General features: G+C 56.1%; 26 protein-coding genes and 1 riboswitch. Of the genes, 13 read left to right on the plus strand and 13 right to left on the minus strand.

Translation table 11 applies throughout. The features are described from left to right. Positions 1-86: 86 nt before the first annotated feature. Positions 87-482: a lysozyme inhibitor LprI family protein gene (locus AB6731_RS07735; protein ID WP_121340430.1), complete on the plus strand. Its 396-nt coding sequence runs from the start codon at positions 87-89 to the stop codon at positions 480-482. Here the strand turns inward: AB6731_RS07735 and rutR are convergent. Next, on the minus strand, positions 479-1,117 hold the full coding sequence (gene rutR, locus AB6731_RS07740) for an HTH-type transcriptional regulator RutR (protein ID WP_371006105.1): 639 nt from the start codon (positions 1,115-1,117) through the stop codon (positions 479-481). The two genes, AB6731_RS07735 and rutR, sit on opposite strands and share 4 nt — an antisense overlap. A 243-nt stretch (positions 1,118-1,360) precedes the next feature. Here rutR and rutA point away from each other — a divergent pair, with 243 nt between their 5' ends. From rutA to rutG, 7 genes are read left to right on the plus strand one after another with little or no spacing between them, the layout of a single operon-like run. Beyond that, positions 1,361-2,452 carry a pyrimidine utilization protein A gene (gene rutA, locus AB6731_RS07745; RefSeq protein WP_025204484.1) on the plus strand — a complete coding sequence of 364 codons (1,092 nt, stop codon included), beginning with the start codon at positions 1,361-1,363 and terminating at the stop codon, positions 2,450-2,452. Then, the gene (gene rutB / locus AB6731_RS07750; RefSeq protein ID WP_020884717.1) at positions 2,452-3,141 is read left to right on the plus strand and encodes a pyrimidine utilization protein B; all 690 of its coding nucleotides are present in this window, start codon (positions 2,452-2,454) and stop codon (positions 3,139-3,141) included. The genes rutA and rutB overlap by 1 nt, the downstream gene beginning before the upstream one ends. 11 nt (positions 3,142-3,152) lie before the next feature. Then, the gene (gene rutC, locus AB6731_RS07755) at positions 3,153-3,539 is read left to right on the plus strand and encodes a pyrimidine utilization protein C (protein WP_020884718.1); all 387 of its coding nucleotides are present in this window, start codon (positions 3,153-3,155) and stop codon (positions 3,537-3,539) included. Positions 3,540-3,546: 7 nt separating this feature from the next. After that, entirely contained in the window at positions 3,547-4,347 is an 801-nt protein-coding gene (rutD, locus tag AB6731_RS07760; protein WP_020884719.1) for a pyrimidine utilization protein D, read from the plus strand. 9 nt (positions 4,348-4,356) lie between these two features. After that, entirely contained in the window at positions 4,357-4,947 is a 591-nt protein-coding gene (locus AB6731_RS07765) for a malonic semialdehyde reductase (protein WP_086532700.1), read from the plus strand. 9 nt (positions 4,948-4,956) lie between these two features. Continuing rightward, on the plus strand, positions 4,957-5,451 hold the full coding sequence (gene rutF / locus AB6731_RS07770; RefSeq protein ID WP_014169496.1) for an NADH-dependent FMN reductase RutF: 495 nt from the start codon (positions 4,957-4,959) through the stop codon (positions 5,449-5,451). Positions 5,452-5,472: 21 nt separating this feature from the next. Further along, positions 5,473-6,801, plus strand: a complete 1,329-nt coding sequence (gene rutG, locus AB6731_RS07775; protein WP_014169495.1) for a pyrimidine utilization transport protein G — start codon at positions 5,473-5,475, stop codon at positions 6,799-6,801. Here rutG and AB6731_RS07780 read toward each other — a convergent pair. Both AB6731_RS07780 and AB6731_RS07785 read right to left on the minus strand, forming a co-directional pair. Continuing rightward, entirely contained in the window at positions 6,789-7,712 is a 924-nt protein-coding gene (locus AB6731_RS07780; RefSeq protein WP_041162529.1) for a DMT family transporter, read from the minus strand. The two genes, rutG and AB6731_RS07780, sit on opposite strands and share 13 nt — an antisense overlap. Before the next feature lie 117 nt (positions 7,713-7,829). Then, the gene (locus tag AB6731_RS07785; protein WP_001273664.1) at positions 7,830-8,000 is read right to left on the minus strand and encodes a general stress protein; all 171 of its coding nucleotides are present in this window, start codon (positions 7,998-8,000) and stop codon (positions 7,830-7,832) included. Between the two features lie 391 nt (positions 8,001-8,391). On the opposite strand from AB6731_RS07785, the gene wrbA reads away from it, so the two are divergent. Next, entirely contained in the window at positions 8,392-8,988 is a 597-nt protein-coding gene (gene wrbA / locus AB6731_RS07790) for an NAD(P)H:quinone oxidoreductase (protein WP_014169491.1), read from the plus strand. Between the two features lie 18 nt (positions 8,989-9,006). Beyond that, positions 9,007-9,234 (plus strand): YccJ family protein, encoded by a 228-nt coding sequence (locus tag AB6731_RS07795; RefSeq protein ID WP_014169490.1) that lies wholly within the window; start codon positions 9,007-9,009, stop codon positions 9,232-9,234. 32 nt (positions 9,235-9,266) lie between these two features. Here the strand turns inward: AB6731_RS07795 and agp are convergent, their stop codons facing one another. Together agp and AB6731_RS07805 are read right to left on the minus strand one after the other, a co-directional pair. Then, entirely contained in the window at positions 9,267-10,508 is a 1,242-nt protein-coding gene (gene agp, locus AB6731_RS07800; RefSeq protein WP_025204488.1) for a bifunctional glucose-1-phosphatase/inositol phosphatase, read from the minus strand. A gap of 86 nt (positions 10,509-10,594) precedes the next feature. After that, positions 10,595-10,954: a helix-turn-helix domain-containing protein gene (locus tag AB6731_RS07805; RefSeq protein WP_020884724.1), complete on the minus strand. Its 360-nt coding sequence runs from the start codon at positions 10,952-10,954 to the stop codon at positions 10,595-10,597. 100 nt (positions 10,955-11,054) lie between these two features. Here AB6731_RS07805 and AB6731_RS07810 point away from each other — a divergent pair, with 100 nt between their 5' ends. After that, positions 11,055-11,804 carry an SDR family oxidoreductase gene (locus AB6731_RS07810; protein WP_044857451.1) on the plus strand — a complete coding sequence of 250 codons (750 nt, stop codon included), beginning with the start codon at positions 11,055-11,057 and terminating at the stop codon, positions 11,802-11,804. Between the two features lies 1 nt (position 11,805). On the opposite strand, the gene AB6731_RS07815 is transcribed toward AB6731_RS07810, so the two are convergent. Next, positions 11,806-12,309, minus strand: coding sequence for a DedA family protein (locus AB6731_RS07815; RefSeq protein ID WP_371006106.1), 504 nt, complete (start codon positions 12,307-12,309; stop codon positions 11,806-11,808). A gap of 278 nt (positions 12,310-12,587) precedes the next feature. Continuing rightward, a riboswitch (M-box (ykoK) riboswitch) is annotated at positions 12,588-12,757 on the plus strand. Positions 12,758-12,817: 60 nt separating this feature from the next. Between AB6731_RS07815 and AB6731_RS07820 the strand changes: the two genes are divergently transcribed. Next, complete coding sequence (locus AB6731_RS07820) at positions 12,818-13,819, plus strand: magnesium transporter (protein ID WP_020884727.1); 1,002 nt, start codon at positions 12,818-12,820, stop codon at positions 13,817-13,819. A 41-nt stretch (positions 13,820-13,860) separates the two neighbouring features. On the opposite strand, the gene AB6731_RS07825 is transcribed toward AB6731_RS07820, so the two are convergent. Beyond that, positions 13,861-14,937, minus strand: a complete 1,077-nt coding sequence (locus AB6731_RS07825) for a LacI family DNA-binding transcriptional regulator (RefSeq protein ID WP_371006107.1) — start codon at positions 14,935-14,937, stop codon at positions 13,861-13,863. A gap of 269 nt (positions 14,938-15,206) precedes the next feature. Between AB6731_RS07825 and AB6731_RS07830 the strand changes: the two genes are divergently transcribed. Next, positions 15,207-16,472, plus strand: a complete 1,266-nt coding sequence (locus AB6731_RS07830; protein ID WP_371006109.1) for a maltoporin — start codon at positions 15,207-15,209, stop codon at positions 16,470-16,472. 104 nt (positions 16,473-16,576) lie between these two features. Here AB6731_RS07830 and AB6731_RS07835 read toward each other — a convergent pair whose 3' ends face one another. From AB6731_RS07835 to AB6731_RS07860, 6 genes are all read right to left on the minus strand, one after another. Further along, complete coding sequence (locus AB6731_RS07835) at positions 16,577-16,819, minus strand: glucose PTS transporter subunit EIIB (RefSeq protein WP_025204491.1); 243 nt, start codon at positions 16,817-16,819, stop codon at positions 16,577-16,579. Between the two features lie 99 nt (positions 16,820-16,918). Next, positions 16,919-18,976 carry a beta-galactosidase gene (locus tag AB6731_RS07840; protein ID WP_371006110.1) on the minus strand — a complete coding sequence of 686 codons (2,058 nt, stop codon included), beginning with the start codon at positions 18,974-18,976 and terminating at the stop codon, positions 16,919-16,921. Between the two features lie 30 nt (positions 18,977-19,006). Continuing rightward, positions 19,007-20,209, minus strand: a complete 1,203-nt coding sequence (locus tag AB6731_RS07845; RefSeq protein WP_371006111.1) for an arabinogalactan endo-beta-1,4-galactanase — start codon at positions 20,207-20,209, stop codon at positions 19,007-19,009. Between the two features lie 2 nt (positions 20,210-20,211). Then, positions 20,212-21,063: a sugar ABC transporter permease gene (locus AB6731_RS07850; RefSeq protein ID WP_014169479.1), complete on the minus strand. Its 852-nt coding sequence runs from the start codon at positions 21,061-21,063 to the stop codon at positions 20,212-20,214. 11 nt (positions 21,064-21,074) lie between these two features. Continuing rightward, positions 21,075-22,379, minus strand: coding sequence for a carbohydrate ABC transporter permease (locus AB6731_RS07855; protein WP_020884733.1), 1,305 nt, complete (start codon positions 22,377-22,379; stop codon positions 21,075-21,077). A gap of 57 nt (positions 22,380-22,436) precedes the next feature. Continuing rightward, positions 22,437-23,651: an extracellular solute-binding protein gene (locus tag AB6731_RS07860; RefSeq protein ID WP_138613722.1), complete on the minus strand. Its 1,215-nt coding sequence runs from the start codon at positions 23,649-23,651 to the stop codon at positions 22,437-22,439. Positions 23,652-23,671 lie beyond the last annotated feature (20 nt).

Below are 23,671 nucleotides of genomic sequence, written 5' to 3' on the forward strand. Positions count from 1 at the left end.
CCCGGTGGCACTACGCTTACCGGGGTGACAAAATAACCAGGGCCGGATAAGCACAGCGCATCCGGCTTTTTTACATGGAGGGGATGATGAAAAGATATCTGATCGCGGGGGCTGCATTGCTGCTGAGCGCGAACGCGCTGGCAGAAGAGTGCGCAAATGCGACCACCCAGCTTGAAATGAACACCTGTACGGCGCAGCAGTACCAGGCAGCCGATAAAAAACTGAATCAGACGTATCAGGCTGCCATCAAACGCGCAGAAGCCCCACAGCGTGAGCTTCTGAAAAAGGCACAGCAAGCGTGGATTGCCCTGCGCGATGCCGACTGCAACTTTATCGGGTCGGGTACGGAGGGAGGCAGCGTCCAGCCGATGATCATCAGCCAGTGCCTGAGCGAAAAAACCGTTGAGCGTGAAGCGTTTCTTGCCTCACTGATGCAGTGTGAAGAGGGCGATTTAAGCTGCCCTCTTCCGCCGGGAAACTAACGCACGCGGATCCCTTCAATGATCATCTGCTGAACGTTTTCCAGCGTGCTGTGGAAAAACGCCTCATCCTGGAGCGTTTTACCGGTCACCGCTTCAACCTGGGCCGCAAAGTCAGCGTAATGCTGAGTGGAGGCCCAAATCATAAAGATCAGATGATGTGGGTCAACTGGAGCCAGCTTCCCGCCCGCCACCCATCCGGCAATAATGGCCGATTTCTCGTCAACCAGCTGTTTTAAATCCCCGGTCAGTTCCGCCTGCAACAGCGGTGCGCCCTGCAGCATCTCCAGGCAGAACAGCCGTGACGCCTGCGGATAATCACGCGACACCTCCAGCTTCAGGCGAATGTACTCCCTGATCGCCACCAGCGGGGCAAGCTCTTCGCGAAACGCCTTGAGCGGCGCCAGCCAGATATCGAGGATCTGCTGCATCACCGCAATATAAAGCGCTTCTTTCGACGGGTAGTAGTAGAGCAGATTCGTTTTCGACACCCCGGCCAGTTCCGCCACCTGCTCAAGGCGCGTGCCATGAATACCAAACTGCGAAAAGGTCTCCAGCGCCGCACCGAGGATGGCCTGCTTCTTCGCACTGACCGCCTGCGAACGTTTACCGGGTGTTTTCACTGCACCTTGTGTCATTCCCGCTCTCCATATTTTGCGTTGCCATCAGCATAGCAAAACCCCTCACCGACCACGACACTCTGCACTCCGATCGCGCATGAATGCCTGTTTTCTGTGCAATGTTTTTGACCATTTAGTCCACATTTGCATACCTCAATTAACCAACCATTGATTAACACATTAATAACAAAGCCATTTTCAAAACTGGCATTGCCTTTGCAAACCCCTCTTTACCTGCAACGTCGTAAAGAGAGGTTCGTGATGAAAATTGGCGTATTTGTACCTATCGGCAACAACGGCTGGCTAATCTCGACCACCGCCCCGCAATACATGCCTACTTTTGAGCTGAATAAGGCCATTGTGCAAAAGGCGGAGCACTACCATTTCGATTTTGCGCTTTCGATGATCAAGCTGCGGGGTTTCGGCGGCAAAACCGAATTCTGGGATCACAACCTGGAGTCCTTCACCCTGATGGCCGGGCTGGCAGCCGTCACCTCGCGCATTCAGATCTACGCGACGGCCGCCACCCTCACCCTGCCGCCGGCGATCGTTGCCAGAATGGCCTCCACCATCGACTCCATCTCCGGTGGTCGCTTTGGCGTTAACCTGGTTACGGGCTGGCAAAAACCTGAGTATGAGCAGATGGGGATCTGGCCGGGCGACGAGTATTTCTCCCGCCGCTACGACTACCTGACCGAGTATGTGCAGGTGCTGCGCGATCTCTGGGGCACCGGCAAAAGCGACTTCAAAGGTGATTACTTCACCATGAACGACTGCCGCGTCAGCCCGCAGCCTTCCGCCCCGATGAAAGTGATCTGCGCCGGGCAGAGCGACGCAGGAATGGAATTCTCCGCTAAATACGCCGACTTCAACTTCTGCTTTGGCAAAGGCGTGAATACCCCAGCCGCCTTCGCCCCGACCGCGGCACGCATGAAAGAGGCCGCGGACAAAACCGGTCGCGATGTGGGTTCCTATGTCCTGTTTATGGTCATTGCCGACGAAACCGACGACGCCGCCCGCGCGAAATGGGAACGGTATAAGGCGGGCGCGGACGATGAAGCGCTGAGCTGGCTCACCGAACAGAGCCAGAAAGATACCCGTTCCGGCTCGGACACCAACGTCCGTCAGATGGCCGACCCGACCTCAGCGGTCAACATCAACATGGGCACGCTGGTCGGTTCCTATGCCAGCGTCGCCAGAATGCTCGATGAAGTGGCCGCCGTGCCCGGTGCGGAAGGCGTGCTGCTGACCTTCGATGAGTTCCTGACCGGTGTGGAAACATTCGGCGAGCGCATTCAGCCGCTGATGCAGTGCCGCGCCCACATTCCTGCTATCACAAAGGAGGTCGCGTAATGACCACGCTTGCAGCACGTCCGGAAGCCATCACCTTTGCGCCGCACCAAAGCGCCCTGATTGTGGTGGATATGCAAAACGCCTATGCCAGCCAGGGCGGCTATCTGGATCTGGCGGGATTTGACGTCTCCGCCACCCGACCGGTGATTGAAAACATTAAAACCGCCGTCAACGCAGCCCGCGCGGCAGGCATGCTGATCGTCTGGTTCCAGAACGGCTGGGACGATCAATATGTGGAGGCCGGTGGCCCGGGCTCTCCCAATTTCCATAAATCGAACGCCCTGAAAACCATGCGCAAACGGCCCGAACTGCAGGGCACACTGCTGGCGAAAGGCAGCTGGGATTACCAGCTGGTGGATGAGCTGGTGCCAGAGGCAGGCGATATCGTGCTGCCCAAACCGCGCTACAGCGGCTTTTTTAACACCCCGCTCGACAGCCTGCTGCGCAGCCGGGGGATCCGTCATCTGGTCTTTACCGGCATCGCTACCAACGTCTGCGTGGAATCCACCCTGCGCGACGGCTTCTTCCTGGAATATTTTGGCGTGGTGCTGGAAGACGCCACCCATCAGGCCGGGCCGGCGTTTGCGCAGCAAGCGGCCCTGTTCAACATCGAAACCTTTTTTGGCTGGGTCAGCAACGTCGCGGATTTTTGCGACGCCCTGAATCCACCGTTAGCCCGTATTGCCTGAGGAACAAGACCATGCCGAAATCCGTGATTATTCCGCCAGGAACCAGTACCCCGATTGCCCCGTTCGTGCCCGGCACGCTGGCCGATGGTGTGGTGTATGTATCCGGCACGCTGCCGTTTGATCAGCACAATAACGTGGTCTACCCCAACGACCCAAAGGCGCAAACCCGCCACGTGCTGGAGACGATCAAAAAAGTGATCGAAACAGCGGGTGGCACAATGGAGGATGTGACGTTCAACAGTATCTTTATCACCGACTGGAAAAACTACGCCGCGATTAACGACATTTACGCCGAGTTCTTTCCCGGTGATAAACCGGCCCGGTTCTGCATTCAGTGTGGGCTGGTGAAGCCAGATGCGCTGGTTGAAATCGCGACCGTTGCACACATCGCAAAGTGAGGCGGCCATGAAGCTCTCTGTCTCACCTCCCCCTTACGACGGCGCGCCCACGGTTGTCCTGATTGCCGGGCTTGGCGGGGGCGGCAGCTACTGGCTACCGCAGCTTGCCGTCCTGGAGCAAGAGTACCAGGTGGTGTGCTACGACCAGCGCGGGACGGGCAATAATCCCGACGTGCTGCCGGAAGCCTACAGCCTGGCGATGATGGCCGACGAGCTGGCCCGGGCGCTGAATGCCGCCGGGATCGTTCGTTACTGCGTCGTGGGTCATGCGCTGGGGGCGCTGATCGGCCTGCAGCTGGCGCTCGACCACCCCGATGCCCTCAGCGCGCTGGTGTGCGTGAACGGCTGGCTCACTCTGAATGCTCATACCCGACGCTGTTTCCAGATCCGTGAACGCCTGCTTCATGCAGGCGGCGCACAGGCGTGGGTAGAGGCGCAGCCGCTGTTTCTTTACCCGGCCGACTGGATGGCCGCCCGCGCGCCGCGCCTGGAGGCCGAAGAGGCCCTGGCACTGGCCCACTTCCAGGGCAAAAACAACCTGCTGCACAGGCTGAATGCCCTGAAGAAAGCGGACTTCAGTCGCCATGCCTCACGCATTCACTGCCCGGTACACCTTATCTGCTCCGCCGACGATCTGCTCATCCCTGCGGTCTGTTCCACTGAGCTGCAGGCGGCCATCCCCGGCAGCCACAAGGTGGTAATGCGCCAGGGCGGGCACGCCTGCAACGTCACCGAGCCAGAAACTTTTAATACGCTGCTGCTGAACGGGCTTGCCAGCCTGCTGCACAGCCCTGAACCCGCTTTATAAGGAGCCCTGATGAGCGAAGCGATTACCCCTGCCGCGCTGGCATCACTGTTTACCGGCGCACGCACCCATAACGGCTGGCAGGCGATCCCCGTCAGCGACGAGACGCTGCGCGAGATCTACGACCTGATGAAATGGGGTCCCACGTCCGCCAACTGCTCGCCAGCGCGGATTGTGTTTGTACGAAGCGCAGAGGGAAAAGAAAAACTGCGCCCGGCGCTTTCCAGCGGCAACCTGGAGAAAACCCTCACCGCCCCGGTCACGGCGATTGTCGCCTGGGATAGTGAATTTTATGAACGCCTTCCCGCCCTGTTCCCCCACGGGGATGCGCGGAGCTGGTTTACCTCAAGCCCGGCGCTTGCCGAAGAGACAGCCTTTCGCAACAGCGCGATGCAGGCGGCTTACCTGATTTTCGCCTGTCGGGCGCTGGGGCTCGATACGGGCCCGATGTCAGGCTTTGATCGCCAAAAAGTCGACGACGCGTTTTTCACCGGCACGTCGCTGAAAAGTAATCTGCTTATCAATATTGGCTATGGCGATACCAGCAAACTCTACGGCCGTTTGCCGCGTCTGGCCTTTGAAGACGCATGCGCACTGGCATAAGGAGCCAGCATGATGACACCCGATAAACAAACCTTCCGTGATGCCATGGCCTGCGTCGGTGCGGCGGTCAATATCATCACCACCGACGGTCCTGCCGGGATGGCGGGTTTCACCGCCAGCGCGGTGTGCAGCGTAACGGATTCACCGCCCACGCTGCTGGTATGCCTGAACCGTGGCGCATCCGTCTGGCCGACCTTCAGTGAAAACCGCACCCTGTGCGTCAATACCCTGAGCGCCGGACAAGAGCCGCTATCAAACCTGTTTGGGGGGAAAACCCCGATGGACGAGCGCTTCGCCGCCGCGCGCTGGGAGACCGGCGAAACGGGGTGCCCGCGTCTTGAGGAGGCGCTGGCCTCGTTTGACTGCCGTATCAGCCAGGTGGTGAGCGTGGGCACGCACGACATCCTGTTTTGCGACATCGTTTCGATTATTCGCCACCCCGCGCCGCAAGGGCTGGTGTGGTTTGACCGCGGCTATCACGCGCTTATGCGACCCGCCTGTTAACCCTCCTTAAGGAGTCAGCTCATGGCAATGTTCGGTTTTCCCCACTGGCAGTTGAAATCGACCTCTACGGAACCTGGCGTGGTCGCGCCGGATGAAAGGCTCCCGCTCGGACCAACCTTAGTGATGGGGGTTCAGCACGCGGTCGCGATGTTCGGCGCAACGGTGCTGATGCCCATGCTGATGGGGCTTGATCCCAATCTGTCCATTCTGATGTCGGGTATCGGTACCCTGCTGTTCTTTTTCATCACCGGCGGGCGCGTGCCCAGCTATCTTGGTTCCAGCGCTGCGTTTGTCGGCGTGGTCATCGCCACCACCGGCTTTAACGGTCAGGGCATCAACCCGAATCTGAGCGTCGCGCTCGGCGGCATTATCGCCTGCGGGCTGGTCTACACGCTGATTGGCCTGGTGGTCATGAAGGTCGGGACGCGCTGGATAGAGCGGATGATGCCTCCCGTCGTCACCGGGGCGGTGGTGATGGCAATTGGTCTGAACCTTGCGCCAATAGCCGTCAGAAGCGTCTCCGGTTCGCCCTTTGAAAGCTGGATGGCGGTGATCACGGTACTCTGCATTGGCCTGGTGGCGGTGTTTACGCGGGGGATGATCCAGCGACTGTTGATCCTGGTGGGGTTAATCGTTGCCTGTCTGGTGTACGCCCTGCTGGCAAACGTCTTCGGTCTGGGCAAGCCGGTTGATTTTACGCTGCTGCATAACGCCGCCTGGTTCGGCCTGCCGCAGGTGACGTCTCCGGTCTTTAACACGCAGGCGATGATGTTAATTGCGCCGGTTGCGGTGATCCTGGTGGCAGAAAACTTAGGCCATCTGAAAGCCGTTGCGGGTATGACCGGGCGCAGCATGGACCCTTACATGGGCCGCGCCTTTGTCGGCGACGGTCTGGCTACCATGCTCTCCGGCTCGGTCGGCGGCAGCGGTGTAACGACCTACGCTGAAAATATTGGTGTGATGGCAGTGACCAAAGTTTACTCCACCCTGGTCTTCGTGGCGGCAGCGGTGATGGCGATGCTCCTCGGCTTCTCACCGAAATTCGGCGCGCTGATCCACACCATTCCCGCGCCGGTGATTGGTGGGGCATCGATTGTGGTATTTGGTCTGATTGCCGTTGCCGGGGCACGCATCTGGGTGCAACATCGTGTCGATCTGAGCCAGAACAGCAACCTGATTATGGTGGCGGTCACGCTGGTGCTGGGGGCGGGAGATTTTGCCCTGACGCTGGGCGGCTTCACCCTTGGTGGGATTGGCACCGCAACCTTTGGCGCAATCCTGCTTAACGCCCTGCTGAGCCGCCGGGAAGCGGCCGCACCGCAGGGCGACGTGGTACATCAGGACTCTTGATTTATCGCAGCGCTGTCACGCTCTGGCAGCGCTTTTTTCTTCCGTTTCAGCTTCAGCTCACTCACCAGCACGCCGGCGACAATAAACGCCGCACCCACCAGCGCCAGCAGCGGTAAACGCTCTCCGGCGATACGCCCGAAAATGCCCGCCCATACCGGTTCACCAGTATAGATAACCGTCGCACGCGTCGGGGAAACGCTGCGCTGCGCCCAGTTCATGGTGACCTGAATAATGGCGCTAAAGATGCCCAGCCCCAGCGCCACCACAACCAGCCCGGTGGACATCGGCGGAACAGACTCCCCTGCCGGCACCATGGTGGCAAAAGCCACCAGCGACGCGGTCGCCAGCTGAACCACGGTGACGCGCTTGACGTCCACTTTGCCAGCCCAGGCGCTGATCAGAATAATTTCCGCGGCAATCGCGATAGCGCCCACCAGCGTAATGATTTCGCCCGGCCCCAGCGCCAGCAGGTTGTTTTCCGGCCCGGCAAGCAAGATAAGGCCAATAAACGCCAGCACGATCCCCGTGCAGGACATCAGACCCGGTATTCTCCCCAGACAGAGCCATTGCAGTAACGGCACCAGCGGCACATACATGGCGGTAATAAACGCCGATTTGCTGCTGGTGATGGTCTGCAATCCCCACGTCTGCAGACTGTAGCCCATGGCAATCGCAACCCCAATGGCCACCCCGGCCTTCAGTTCTTTAAGCGTCAGCCCACGCAAGGTTTTAAGCGAGAGTAATCCCACGGCAATCGCCGCCGTCGCAAAGCGCAGGCCGACAAAAAAGAACGGACCGCTCAGCGTAACCGCATACTGGACGGCGAGAAAGGTTCCGCCCCAGAACATGGTGATCAGAATGAGAAGGGCTTCCTGAGGTTTGACGGAGAATGTGAAACGGGAGAGAGACATGCGGCACCAGCAAATAAGCATCAATCCTCTAGTGTGCGATGCCTTTGGTGACAGTTCAATGTTGCAGAAATAAAAAACCGCCGGGAGATCCCGGCGGCAGGGTATCAGTCCGGCGTATTACTTATTGCTGCCATGACTGTTTTTGCCCCCTTTTTTGCCAGCTTCTGATGCGCGCTGAGGGTCATTTTTGAAATTCCCCCCGCTAGACTGGCCACCTTTACGACCTGCTTCTGATGCTCTTTCACGGTCTTCAGCGAAATTACCTGAACCACCACGATGGTTTGCCATCTCTAACCTCCAGAGTGTGAAACATTAGACATCATATTGCATTCAGTAAAAGAGGATTCTTTCACCGCGCGGCTGAAGGACAGTGCCTTTATCTGTGCCGCGTGAAATTAAGCTTAGTGGAATGCGGCTATCCGGCAAGTCAGAGGTAATATTCTGCAACATGATCTCAGCCATTCGGGTGAGATTACGCGACGGCCATTTATAAGCCTTTCTTATCATTTTAAAAATCCGCAGCGGGAAAGTTGTTTCATTTTGCTACAAAGCGCTTTTGTATCCATATTGTTATAAATCAAAGAAATGCCGTTCATTTTTGCAGTCTGGCTGTGATGACTTATCTTTAAATGAACGCAGCGATCCGCTGTCAGAAAACACAAACGAGGAGTGATGCAAAATGGCAAAAGTTCTGGTGCTCTATTATTCCATGTATGGACACATTGAAACCATGGCTCACGCGGTAGCAGAAGGTGCAAACAGAGTGGACGGCGTAGAAGTTGTGGTGAAACGCGTACCGGAAACGATGCAGGCTGAGGCGTTCGCCAAAGCCGGGGGGAAAACACAAAATGCCCCGGTTGCCACCCCGCAGGAACTGGCTGATTACGATGCCATTATTTTCGGCACCCCTACCCGATTTGGCAATATGTCAGGCCAGATGCGGACCTTCCTCGATCAAACCGGAGGACTTTGGGCATCCGGAGCGTTATACGGCAAACTCGCCAGCGTCTTCAGCTCCACCGGGACCGGCGGCGGTCAGGAGCAGACGATTACGTCAACCTGGACTACCCTTGCTCATCATGGGATGGTGATTGTGCCGATTGGCTACGGCGCGCAGGAACTGTTTGATATTTCCCAGGTTCGTGGCGGGACACCGTACGGCGCCACCACCATTGCCGGTGGCGATGGCTCCCGACAGCCGAGCAACGAAGAGCTCACTATCGCCCGCTATCAGGGTGAGTATGTCGCAGGCCTCGCCAAAAAACTGAACGGCTAACTCAACAGGAGGACAAGCATGCCAACTCAAGAATCCAAAGCCCACCGCGTGGGTGAATGGGCAAGTTTACGCAACACCTCTCCGGAGATCGCCGAAGCCATTTTTGAAGTCGCGAACTATGACGAGAAGCTGGCAGAGCAGATTTGGGAAGAAGGCAGCGATGAAGTGCTGGAACGTGCCTTCGGGAAAACGGACAAAGACGCGCTCTTCTGGGGTGAGCAAACCATCGAACGTAAAAACGTCTGAACGTTTCCCCCCGCCTGAGCGGGGGGTTTTACCTATTTCGCCGCGTTATTCATCACCGCATTGAATTTATCGATTGGGCAAAAACCGTTCGCATCAACCGGACACCCCTTCAGCTCCAGCGTCACACGCTGTGCCGGCGCATCCAGTGACAGTACGCTGGCGTTACGCAGCTGGTCGGCGCTCTGATAGACATACTCAATCTTCATGAGCTCCTGGTTGGCGTTTTTATCATGCCAGCGCTGGAAAACAATTTTCCCGCCAATTGGCGTCCGCTCGTGCTGGTCATGCAGCTGGTACGGTTTGAAATCCAGCGCCGTAAGCAGCGACGCGATATTGGAATCATGCCCCACCAGCAGGGTGATTTTCGGCGCTTTCGCCTGCCCGGTGACGAGGGCCTGGTCGATATACTTCACCAGCGGTTTGGCCACGTTTTGCGCCACCTCGGTGGAGGTAAACAGCGAGTCCTGATAGCCATTTTTCAACTGCGACAACACGCGCCACTGCTGATCGGTTTTAATTTCCCCCCAGGCAACCTGGTCTGCCGGGAAGCCTTCGTAATACTGCAGCGTGAAGGCATCCACCAGCGAGTTACCGACTTTTAACGGCCCCGATACGCCAGGTTCTTTTTCATAGTCGGCGCTGAAGGTATCTTTCGCCTCTGCCAGCGAGCACACGTTCTTCTCTTTACAGGACGGTGAATCGGCGTAATTCGTCATCTGCTCCAGCAGCTTGTAGCTCTCGCCAAGCTGCATTTTCTGCCGCTCAGTCTCCATCGCCTTCAGCGCTTTTTCACGGAATGCAGGTGAGTTATCCGTAATCACCGGGTTAAAGGTCGGATCCATGGTGCCCATTTTTTCCTGATGATGCACAGGCACATCGCACCCCGGGAAGGCGCCGGTGATAAAGAACTGCGCGGTGGCGACAGTGCGCTGCAGGCTGTTGGCATAGGCATATACGCTATCCGCGGCCGGGCACTCGCCGGTTTTCACCATCCCCTGCTGTGCCAGCCACTCGCGCATATAGTGGCCCATGTAGACTTCAAGCACGCCACCTTTGGTGGTGAGCTGGCCGCCTGGCACCTCCCATTCTGGCCACTGCTTCGGTGTGGATTGCTCGAGCACGCTGCCATTATTGGCGAGCGGCGCGCGCAAATTATGGCGACTCATGATTAAAACTTGTTCCAGCTGATACCCTTCCGGCGTCTCTTGCGCCTGCACGCCAGATGTCACTGCAATGGAACCGGCGATTGCCAGCGCGAGTAGTGCTTTTCTCATCCCTAATTCCTCACTCGTTTTAAAATGTCGCAGTGAGTGTGACAGATTCGTGACAATTTTCCGGGAAGCGTTTCGCAAACTGAGGATTACTTTTCAAGGCGATCGCCGTATTCGCTCATCCAGTCGGCCAGCGGGGAGAGCGCGCTCTGCAGGGTTAATCCCAGCGCGGTTATCTGGTACTCCACCCGCGGTGGGATCTCCGGGTAGATAGTGCGCGACACCAGCCCGCGCTGCTCAAACAGGCGCAACTGCTTCGTGAGCTCTTTTTGCGTGATGGGGGCGGCGGCGCGCAGCAGATCGCCAAACCGGACCGGTGCATTGAGCATAATCAGGCGATAGAGCACCGGGATCGCCCACTTACCGGAAATCAGGTTTACAAACTGCGTCATCGGGCAGAGATAAACCTCAGATTTTTTTTCACAGGGTATAGTGAGTGATTCCGCCATAGCACACCTCTTGCCTCATTAGTATCCAAATGGTACCTGGTTTCCTTTCGATACTAACGTTTCTATAGTGCTTTCTCCAGAGTCATTTCAGGAGAAGCACATGGGTCGTTTAGCAGGTAAATATACGCTGATTACCGGCGGCACTTCCGGTATTGGACTCGCTACCGCGCAGGAATTTATTGCCGAAGGGGCGCACGTTGCTGTCACCGGACGTAACCCGGATACCCTTGCCGAAGCACAACGCATTCTGGGCGATAATGCCTGGGTTATTCCGACCGATGCGGGTGACATCGCCGCGCAAAAAGCGCTGGCGGACACACTCTCCTCTCGCTGGCCACGTCTTGATGCCGTGTTTATTAACGCCGGCGATGTGACGCACGGGCTGCTTGAAGAGTGGCAGGAAGACGCCTGGGATCGCCTGATGGGCATCAACCTTAAAGGACCGTTCTTTTTGATTCAGGCCCTGCTGCCGCTGCTCAATAATCCCTCCTCTGTGATCCTGTGCGGGTCCGTGAGCGCCCGCATCGGGCTGCCTGCCAGCAGCGTTTATGCCGCCAGCAAGGCGGGATTACTGTCGCTGGCACGCACGCTGTCAGGGGAGTTGTTGCCGCGCGGTATTCGCGTCAACGGCCTGAGCCCGGGTCCGGTAGAAACACCGGCATTTAATAAAACGGGGTTAAGCGAGGAAGCGCTCAAGGCGATGCTGGGGGATATCACCAAACTTGTGCCGCTGGGCAGAATGGGCACGCCGACGGAGCTGGCGAAAGCCGCGCTCTATCTTGCCTCTGACGAATCGCGCTATATGGTGGGAACGGAACTGCTGGTCGACGGCGGAATGGGAAACCTGTAGGTCAAAAGGCGCTGATGCCGGTGACGATGCCGACATACAGCGCCGCCCATACGACGGCTGAAATCAGGCTTACCGCGTACACCTTCGCCGCGTTCAGTCTGAGCATGCCCGCTGCCAGCGGGACGATATAACGCAGCACCGCCAGGAAACGCGCGGTAAAGAGCACCAGCACGCCGTTTTTCTGCAGCTGATGTTGTACCCGCAAAAATGTCTCGGCGTGCCGGGAGGTGAAGCGCGTGACCAGCCGCGTGTGGCCCATCAACTGGCCGATATGATAATTCAATACCGACCCTGTTGCGGCACCCGCCGCGACAGCCAGCCACGTCAGTCCCGGATGCAGGCTGGTCTGGCTGACGGTGATCCCTGCCAGCAGCATCACCGAGGCCGGCGGAAGCACGGAGGAAACCAGTACCGTAGACTTGCTCAGCGCGATGACGAAAAGCAGCGCGAACAGATGCGTCGGATAGAGCGCAAAATGATTCAGCAGATTGTCAAACCACGTCATATTCCACCCCGCAGCGTTCGTGATGCTGACCATTAGAAACGAACAACCTTAAATGGGGTATCAACCGCTCAGACCTCCAGCAGGAAGGCATTAACGACACGCGAAAATGTCAGCGCCATTTAGGTGGAATTATACTCTCTTGAGCAATAACCACCGTCATTGATGAATAATCGATGTCATTAATACGCGGGATTAAATTATTGTTCTAAACGTTTCTTAAACGTCTTTTAAATTCCACAGCGCGATGTTTAAAGTGGCGTATTATCCCTCTCGTTTTACAACGATCTCGTTATGGCGAGGCTCCTGTACAAATACACGTTATCGCTCTGGTGGGGTCGAGAGAACCGGCACAGGGTAAAACAGGCACTGTCGAATCAAGGCTTTGTCAGTATAACTTCCCTTACGGGATACGGTGTACAGTGCTGAACCCAGGACGTGGGGATCTCCTCTTCGACATGCCCTGTCTTGCTCGCCCCTGAGAGATTTTATTATTCAAAGGGAATTCACTATGTCTTACGCTATTCACAATCAAAACCTGGCATTCAATGACAGCGCAATCGCGCAATATATGAATACCGATTTTATCGTCCTCGATATTTCATTATGCGTGGCGCTGGCACGCGAGCAATTTTTCGAAAAATTAAAAGACGATGATATTCCATCACATATTTTCCTCGAAGATAACGGTCGGCTGGCGGGCATGGTTGCAGTGCGCAAACTGCTGCAGACCGCCGATACGGTACAGCCGGTGAAAACGCTGATGATTTCTCAATTTCTGCAGGTCAAACCGGAAGACGAGCGTGCCGATGTCGCCGGGCTGCTGGCCCACGGCGAGGCGGATGTCGTGCCGGTGGTCACGCACGGTAAAGTGGTAGGCTGCCTGACCGAACGCGAAATCGCCCATCTGCTGGAAGATGATGTCACCGAAGATGCCCAGCTCCAGGGAGCAACGCTGCCGCTGGAAAAGCCGTATCTGGAAACCAGCCCCTTCAGCCTGTGGAAAAAACGCTCCGTCTGGCTGCTGCTGTTGTTTGTCGCTGAAGCCTATACCAGCTCGGTTATTCAGCACTTCGAAGAGGCGCTGGAATCCGCCATTGCCCTGGCCTTTTTTATTCCGCTGCTGATAGGGACCGGTGGGAACAGCGGGACGCAGATCACCTCCACGCTGGTGCGTGCAATGGCACTGGGTGAAGTGCGTCTGCGCGACGTTGGCCGCGTGTTACGAAAGGAGATGACCACCTCGCTGATGATTGCCGCCACGCTTGGTCTTGCCGGGTGTGTTCGCGCCTGGATGATGGGTATCGGGCTGGAAATTACCCTTATCGTCAGCCTGACGCTGGTCTGCATTACGCTGTGGAGTGCGATTGTCTCGTCAGTTATTCCGATGGTACTGAAGCGCTGCGGCATTGACCCGGCCGTCGTTTCCGCGCCCTTTATCGCGACGCTTATCGACGGAACCGGTCTGATTATCTACTTCAAGATTGCGCAGTACACGCTGGGGCTGGAATAAGAGTGCAGCACCTCACCCACCGGGTTGAGGTGCTCACCGTTTTACATATCGCCAAGCTGATGTGCGATATCACGAAGCTGTTGCGCCAGCGCCTGCAGGTTTTTGCCCTTCTCACCTTTCGGCCCGGTCGACTGCCGCGCCACCAGCCGGGCAGGCAAAATGGATGACATGCGCACGGCATTGTCTTCGCCACTGTCAAGAATGCGGCGCACCGCCTCTTTCCCCTGCAGATCCAGGTCCAGCGATACCGTGGTCAATGCCGGATAGAAGAATGAGCTTTCGTAGGTGTCATCGTAGCCAATCACCGATTTTTCACCCGGAATGGAAATCTGATGCTGATGGAAAGCACTTAGTACCCCCAGCGCCATCTGGTCGTTGGCCACCAGCACGGCAGAAAATTGCGGCGTCTCGCGCAGCATCTGCAACGCACCCGCGTAACCGCTCTGCGCATCCCAGTTCCCGCGGATCACCGAGGCCGGCTCCAGACCGTAACCTTTCAGGGTTTCAATCCAGCTTTTCAGCCTGAGCTGCGCCGAGACAGAAGAGGCTGGCCCCGCCAGCAACGCGATTTCCCGGTGCCCCAGTTCGTAGAGATATTTGACGCTGGCACGGGTGCCATCTGCCGGGTTAAACGAAACGTTAAACACGGAACTGTAAGGGTCAACGTCGAGGAACAGACAGACGATATCGTCGTTGTCCGTCGCGATTTTCTGCGCCTGCTCTGCTTCCAGCGGGACATTGATGATCACCTTACTGACGAGCTGAGATTTCAGTTCATTGATCGAATCCTGGATGCTGTGGTTGACGTTCTCATCAATCATGGAGATCAACACCTGATACCCTTCCACATTTGCATAGCGTTTTACCGCCGCGGCGACCTGTGACGGCGCATGCAAAGCCAGCGAAATCGTCACCAGTCCGACGGTCTGGGTCTGCTTTCCGACCAGCTGCTGCGCCAGGCGGTTCGGGACATACCGCAATAACTCTATGGATTTCTCCACCTTGTGACGCGTGGCTTCGGATACATTGGCAGATTTATTCAGTACCCTGGACACGGTCTGATAGGAGACGCCCGCATGGCGTGCGACGTCCTCTAACGTTGCGCTTTTCGACTTCATGGTCCGGTTCCTTATGTTGTTATGCGCTGATTGTATCAGGGGCGATATAAAAAAACGCCCACTGGGCACGTCTGGCTGCCATAACACCATCAAAAAGTATTACGTTCACAATACTATATTTCTGGTCACACCTCATCAATCGTAACAAAATTGGCTATTTTATTTGCACTTAATCACAGATTAACGATCACGCAATTGCCAGAAAAAAGGTTTAGGCATTTTATGACAACGGATTTGTGAACGTATTACAAAACAATAAGAGGGTAACAATGAACACGACGATCCGCTCTGTATCTGTTGCGTTGGCTGCCGCGTTAGCGTCTCCTTCGCTGTTTGCAGCGTCTTCAGTACCAATTGATTTTCATGGGTATCTTCGCTCCGGTGTGGGCGTCTCACGGGATGGTGGGATGGAGGAGTGGCAAAAAAATAAAATTGGCCGTCTGGGTAACGAGGCCGATACCTACGGCGAGCTGGAGCTGGGCTCAGAGGTGTACAAAAAGAACGATGTCAGCTTCTACCTCGACAGCATGGTGAGCATGGTCTCTGACGGCTCTAACGACAATGAAACCACCTTCGGCGACGATGCGCAGTTCGGGTTGCGTCAGCTGAATCTGCAGATCAAGGGGCTGATCCCTGGCGATCCGAACGCGGTAATCTGGGGCGGTAAGCGCTACTACCAGCGCCATGACCTGCACATCATTGACACCAAATACTGGAACATCTCAGGCGCGGGTGCCGGTATCGAAAACTACACCCTCGGACCGGGTGCGGTGTCCGTGGCCTGGATCCGTGGCGATGCCAACGACGTGGACTACCGCGTGGACGGCGATAGCGACGTCAATATCAACTACATCGACCTTCGCTATGCGGGCTGGAAGCCGTGGGCGGGTGCATGGACTGAAGTGGGCATTGATTACGCCATGCCAAACCCCACCAATAAGCAGAAAGAGTACGGTGGGCTGTATGAGGCCGACAACGGCGTCATGGTCACCGGTGAGATCAGCCAGGACATGTTAGGCGACTACAACAAGCTGGTGCTGCAGTATGCGAACAAAGGCCTGGCGCAGAACATGGTGTCCCAGGGCGGCGGCTGGTATGACATGTGGAACTACGTGAACGACGCCAGCGGCTACCGTGTGATTAACACCGGCTTAATTCCGATTACGGACAAGCTCTCCTTCAACCACGTGCTGACCTGGGGCTCGGCGGATGACACCACGCAATTCACCGATAAATCGCGCCTTGTCTCTCTGGTGGGTCGCGCACAGTACCAGTTCACCGAATACGTGCGTCTGATTGGTGAAGTGGGCGGTTTCTACCAGAAAGATACCTACACCGACGGCTCCAGCTACAAGCAGAGCGGAGAGAAGTACACCCTCGCACTCGGACTGGCGGATGGGCCTGATTTTATGTCGCGTCCGGAACTGCGCGTCTTCGCCTCTTACCTGAATGACTCCGAGAAAGGACAATCCTTCGAAGACGGCACCGCAAATAATACCTGGAACGTTGGCGTGCAGGTGGAAGCCTGGTGGTAATGTTTATTTCCTGATATGCGTTAATCGTTATTGTATCTCCAACAACTGGCAGTCTATTCTCCTCGTTTGGGATAGCCATTATTTTGGCTATCCCTTTTTTATTGTTAGTGATTAAAATGCGCATCTAATAATTGCCGCAAGGTATCAGACTGCCGGCCAAATATCGCATGCACCTGCTGGCCGATAATAATCACGCCTAGCGCCCCCTCCTGTTGTAACGCCTGCGTATCCACCTTATTTAAATCTTTTACCGTGACGCGCAGACGGGTAATGCAGGCTTCAACATGTTCGATATTATCGTCGCCGCCGAATGCAGGAATTAAACGCTGAGTTATTTCACTGTCCATAATACGCCTCTCTGTTATGCAGATAAAAAAATGCCTGCTCATAGAGCAGGCGCCTTCAGATTGATTAGCCAGGGTTGTACGACGCGACGCCCTCAGCGACTACGCTTTACGCCTGAGTACCCGACAATCCCACGGCAGCAGAGCGGTATCACCCGCGGCGGCGGCATCGGTCATGCAGTCGGTATACCCCTGCGGCAGCGTAATGAGCTGCTGCTGGGCGGTGTAGTTCTGCACAAACACCCACGTGGTTTCGCCGTCCGTGCGGGCCGTTGCCACCACACCCGGTGGGAAATCGCATTCCATGGCCCGCGGCAGCGCCAGTTCGTCAATAATCCCGGCGAAGAAATCACGCTGGAACGGCAGATCGTTGCGCGACGCCACATGCCACGCTTTCCCCTTACCGAAACGGTTCACCGTCACGGCAGGCCGACCGGCGTAGAAATCATCCCGGTAGGTCGCCAGCGGCTGAGCGTTTTCGACATGGATCAGTTCGCACAGATGACGAACCTGATACGGCCCCTGCAGGCCAGCCGCATTACCCGCCAGCCCCTGTATTAGATTACGTTCTCCCTCACCGAGACAGTCGATCTCTTCTGCCCAGATGCCGAGCAGTTTACGCAGCGGCCCCGGGAACCCGCCGAGATGACAAAGATCGCTTTCATCCACGATGCCGCTCCAGTAGGTGGTCACCAGATGGCCGCCCCCGGCGACAAACGCTTCTGCGCGTTCGGCGAAGCCTTCCCGCACCATATAAAGCATCGGCGCAATCACCAGCGCGTACTGGCTGAGATCGCCATCGGCATCAATCACATCCACAGCGATGCCTTTTTCCCAGAACGGACGGTAGTGTTCGTTAACGGTTTTTTCGTACTCCATCCCCATGTTGCGCGGCCCTTCGGCATCGTCCAGCGCCCAGCGATTTTGCTGGTCGAAGATAATCGCCACCCGTGCCTGCGTGCGACACCCGACCACCCCCGGCAGGCGTTCAAGCATTTCGCCCAGACGCGTCACTTCGCGCCCGACACGCGTATCAAGATGCCCCACGTGGTCGATAACCGCCCCGTGGAATTTCTCCACCGAACCGCGGCTTTTACGCCACTGGAAGTACTGTACGGCATCGGCCCCGTGTGCCACCGCCTGCATTGACGAGAGAATATGCATCCCCGGCTTTTTCAGCTTGCTGGTCGGCTGCCAGTTGGTGGTGCTCGGCGTGGACTCCATCAGCACAAAAGGTTTGCCGCCTTTCAGGCTGCGCATCATGTCGTGGTACATGGCGGTATAGCAGGCGAGCTGGGTTTCGTCTTTCTCCTTGTGCCACATCGGGTAGCTGTCCCAGGAGATAAAGTCGATCGCTTTCGCAAGCTGCCAGTAGTCGTAATCGTAGAAGTACTCCATGAAGTTGGTCGTCACCGGCAACGCTGCGTTGACGGCTTTTAGCGGCGCAACCTCATGGCGACAGAAATCTGTTACCTGCGCCGTATTAAAGCGGCGCCAGTCGAGGTTCAGACCGTGAATGGACACCTCGCCCTGCGGCGCAGGGGACTCAATCTGCGACCAGTCGCTATAGGTGTGGCTCCAGAAGGTGCTCCACCATGCGTGGTTCAGCGCATCCAGGGTTTTGTAGCGCGCTTTCAGCCAGTCACGAAAGCGCTCCTGGCACAGATCGCAGTGGCACTCACCGCCGTACTCATTGGAGATATGCCAGCCCAGCACCGCCGGGTGCTGTGAATAACGCTCAGCCAGTAAGCTATTCATTTTGAATGTCTTCTCACGGTACACCGGGGAAGACATACAGTGGTTATGACGTCCACCGTGCAGCGCAGGCACGCGGTTACGCCCTACGCGCAGCACCTGCGGGTATTTTTGCGACATCCATGCCGGGCGCGCACCGCTCGGCGTGGCGAGGAAAATATGGATCCCCGCTGAATATAATTTATCAATGACGTTATCCAGCCAGACAAAATCATATTCCCCTTCACGCGGTTCGAGCTTCGCCCAGCTAAATATGCCCACCGACATGACATCACATTTCGCCTGCTGCATCATGGCAATATCTTTTTCAATAATACCGGGGTAATTCTCCCATTGCTCCGGGTTATAGTCGGCGCCATGCAATAACGCAGCGACCTTCGAACTTAAAGGCGCAAATTTATTCATATTAAAAACGTCCTGAAGTAAAACAGAATACTATTTAAATACCGTTATCGACGGCAGCACTTTGCCATGACAATCAAACAACGCCTGGTTTTCGCGGGCATTTCCCTCTTTCCAGTCATCATGGATATATTTCATGCCGGTTTTGGTGGCCCATGTGGTGCCCGGTACGGCAATCCAGGTCGGCTCCCAGTAAAACAGGCCCTTACCGCGACGATCGGGAACGTCAATCACGGCCTGCATTAAATCGTGGATATAATCGTACTGACCCTGCACGGTGCCGGGGTAGCCACCGTCCTTCTCTTCTTTGGCCTGGAAACTGTTTTCTGCGTTATCGCAGTTCTCCAGCGTATAGCCATAGGCCGCTTCCACCACAATGACGTCTTTGTTATAGCGTTTGCTGATGTCATCCATATTGGCTTTCAGCGCGCCGATCGGACCATTCCAGTAGGTGTACATCGACAGGCCGATAATATCGAACGGCACATCGCGCTTCGTGATCTCATCAAACCACCAGCGGAAGGTGTCATTTTTAGTGCCTTCGGCCAGGTGCAGCATAATTTTCACCTGCTCGCCGTCGGTCAGGTTCTCTTTCATCCCGCTGATTGCGGCGTTGAGTAACCCGGCTACGCGGTCAAACTCGCCGCCACCCTGCCCCCAGCTTTTGCCTTCCGGCCAGAGCAGCCCGCCATTGATTTCATTACCAATCTGGACCATGTCCGGCAGCACGCCCTCTTTTTTAAAGCGGGCAATGGTGTCGCGCGTATAGTCATGGATTGCCGTTTTAAGCTGCGGGTAATCCATCTTCTCCCAGGCTTTAGGTTTGAACTGTTTGCCCGGGTCGGTCCAGAAATCGCTGTAGTGGAAATCGAGCAGGAGTTTTATGCCCTGGGCCTTCACGCGCTTCGCCAGCGCCAGCGTGTTTTCCAGATTGTTACTGCCGCCCCCGTAGGTATTTCCGTTGGCATCCTGCGGATCCACCCACAAACGCAGGCGCACATAGTTCACGCCGTTGGCTTTCAGAATGGCAATCGCGTCCTGCTGCTGGCCATTCTGGTTATAAAATGTTGCGCCATGCTGTTCCGCCTCGAGCAGCGTCGAGATGTCCGCCCCCTTAATAAAGTCTGCCGGCATGGCGTTAAAAGGACGCGTTTTTATCCCGTCCGCGGCGAACGCACTCGCAGCAAGACCGCAAGAAAGACAAACAGCAAGCAAAGCGGGTTTGAGTCTTTTCATGGTTATCCCTTAGTACTCCCGGAGGTCAGACCGGAGACGAAGTATTTTTGTAAGGCCAGATAGAGGATCGCGACCGGCACCGCAATCAGTACCGCGCCTGCCGCGTAGGTGGTGTAACTGGCACCCATTTTTTGCGCCACCAGGTTATAAAGCCCGATGGGTAAGGTGTATTTGTCCGGGGTGCGCAAAATGGTGCTGGAGAGAATGAAATCCCCCAGCGGCCCGGTGAAGGAGAACAGCGCCACCACCGCCACAATGGGTTTGGAAAGCGGCATGATGATCTCGATGAAGATGCGGAAGTTACTGGCTCCGTCCATGCGCGCGGACTCGTCCAGATCCTTAGGAATGGCGTCCAGGTAGCCCTTCATCAGATAGGTATTCATTGGGATCATGCCGCCAACGTAAATCAGCACCAGCGCCAGATGGCTGTTGATTAAGCCCAACAGCTGCGAGAGCACGAAGATGGCAATCAGCGCCGAGAACTGCGGGATCATCTGCAGCAGCAGGAAGAGCATCAGTCCGTTCTGCCGCCCCTTAAAGCGAAAACGCGAGAAGGCATAGGCGGTAAAGCTAACGCTGATTAAGGTCAACACCATGGTCAGGAAGCTGATTTTCATCGAGTTCCAGTACCACGTCATATAGTTCACCTGACCATTAAACAGGTCGGCGTAATGCTGGAACGACAGGTTCTGCGGAATAACAGAGGAGCTTAACAGGCTGTTGCCCGCGTTGAGTGAGGCGCCCACCGTCCACACCAGCGGGTAAATGATGATGACCGACACCAGCACAATAACCAGCCAGGAGAGTGAAAGGCGGACCCATTTCTCACGTTTAATACTTTGTGATTTAGCCATTGTTACGTCCCTTACGCCATGTCGTCATTTTTGAAAGATTTGGTGGCGCGGAACTGCCATAGCGCCAGGCCGACGACAAAAACAGACAGCAGGATGGTGATGGTCGCCGCAATGGCATATTGCGAAGATGACATCGTCAGTTTGTAGATCCACGACACCAGAATGTCGGTGCCGCCCGCATTCGACCCCACCACCGCCGGTCCGCCGTTATTGAACAGATAGATAATGTTGAAATTATTGAAGTTGAAGGTGTATTGCGTAATCAGGATCGGCGCTATGGCGTAGAGCACCAGCGGCAGCGTAATGGTCCGCAGCCGGGTCCAGCTGCTGGCGCCGTCCATGGTGGCCGCTTCATACAGGTCATCAGGAATGGCCTGCAGCACGCCGGTGGTCATGGCGAAAACAAACGGGAAACCAAGCCAGGTTTGCATCATGATCAGCGCCGTTTTGGTCCAGAACGGATCGGTCATCCAGGCTTTAGGCGCAATCCCAAAGAAGGCCAGAATGGCGTTGTTAATCACCCCGAACGAGTCATTAAACATCCCGGCGAAAACCAGGATGGTGACAAAGCCCGGCACCGCCCACGGCAGAATAAAGATGGTGCGGATCAGTGGCTTAAAGCGTAAATCTTTCTGGTTCACCAGAATCGCCAGCAGTACGCCCACCGTACACTGCAGCGTAGTGGCGAGCAGCGTCCAGACCACCGTCCACTGCAGCACGTCGAAGAAGGTGGAGCGCCAGATAGAGAGCGTAAAGATATTGATGAAGTTCTTAAACCCGACCCAGTCAACTAGCTTAGCCGGCGGCGTGTGGTAGAGGTTGTAGTTGGTAAAGGCGATGGCAAACCCGAACAAAATGGGAAACACCACCACAAACACCAGCAGGATAAAGCCCGGGGTGATCATCAGATACGGGAAGCCGTCGCTCAATAGCATCTGATACTGTTTACGCACGCTGTTAAGCTGCAATCCTTCGTCACGTTTCAGGCCATTGACCCACGCGTCACGCATCGACAGGTAATACACCATCACGCCGAACGCCGCGATTAACACGCTGATGATCCCCTCCGCCAGCAGGAAGATGGAGTTGTCGCGCGGCACCTCCTCACCCAGCGTCACCAGTCCCCACAGCCCTTCGCGCAGAAAATCAGCAAATACGCCGATAAAACTGGCAAGCAGCACCAGGAAGATGACCCCTTTCAGCCACTGACGGTGGTAAAACTGACCGAAGCCGGGAATGACCGCCAGCAGCAGGCTGGTCCAGGCGTGACGCCCGGCCACGCGCGGTTTGGCAAAATGTTCCGGGATGATACTCACAAACAACTCCTTTCAAAAAACGGGAGAGACGCCCTCCCGTTCTGCGACGTCAGAAAACTACTGGTTGCTGGCCTGCATGGCTTCGATTTGCATCTGAACCTGTTTTTCTGCGCTGTCGAGCGCGGCTTTCGGATCCTGTTTACCGGTCAGGCTCAGCTCGAGGGCCGCGTTCGCCGGAGCCCAGACTTCACCCATTTCCGGAATGCCCGGCATCGCTGTCGCCCGTGCGGCCTGCACGGCAACCGCGCTGGCTTTCTCGTCGTTCTTAATGAGCGGATCGTCAATCATCGCGGTCAGCGGCGGAATTTCTCGCGTCGCGATATAGCGCGTTTTGACGTACTGCGGCTGGTTGATAAATTCGATAAATTTCTGCGCCATGGCTTTGTCTTTGCTCCAGGTAGAGACGACATAGCCCTTCACGCCCAGGAATGAACTCATTGGCTTACCGTCCGGCAGCGTCGGCAGCGGCGCAACGCCGTAGTTAATGCCCGCCGCTTCATACGGCTGGAACGCCCACGGACCGTTGATGACGGCTGCCGCTTTTTTCTCGGTAAACAGAGAATCGATCGCGTTCAGACCGTTATCGCCGATGATCCCCGCCGGGAACACGTCATCGGTATAGAATTTTTTCAGGTAGGTGACCGCGTCTACCGCGCCCGGCTTGTTCAGGCCCACGTCGCTGGCGTTATAACCGCCTTTATCGTTTTTACCGAAGATGTACCCGCCCATCGGGGAGATAGCCCCCCAGCTGTAGTAAATCTGGTCGAACTTGGCGAGCAGGCCGTACTGGTTTTTGGCGCGCTGCTGTTTAGAAAAGTCATACCAGTCCTGAAGTGAGTTGAGCGGCTTCGCGATCAGGTCTTTGTTGTAAATCAGCACCAGCGTCTCAACCGCTTTCGGCACACCGTAAAGGGTGTTATCCATTTTGAAGGCGTTTATCGACGCCGGCGTGTACTGTGCGGTCTGCTTCGCCTCCAGATTCAGGGGGGTCAACAGCCCTTGCACAACCGCGCCGCCCAGTTGATCATTGGGAATGACCAGCACGTCCGGGCCAATTCCTGCCGGGCCGTCGAGGCGCAGTTTTTCCAGCTGCTGCGCGTAGGGCATCTCCTGCAGGTTAACCTTAACGTCGTACTGCTTTTCGAAATCGGCGACCGCGTCTTTAATGCCGGACGACTTTTTGATGTCTTCCCAGACGTTAAGCTGCGTGGTGGCATAAGCCTGCACCGCGAGCGTAGAGAGGATCAGAGCAGCGAGTATGTTCTTTTTCATTATCAACCTCATGTGAAGGT

The sequence above is a fragment of the Enterobacter sp. RCC_40 genome (assembly GCF_041360735.1).
Lineage (GTDB): Bacteria > Pseudomonadota > Gammaproteobacteria > Enterobacterales > Enterobacteriaceae > Enterobacter > Enterobacter ludwigii.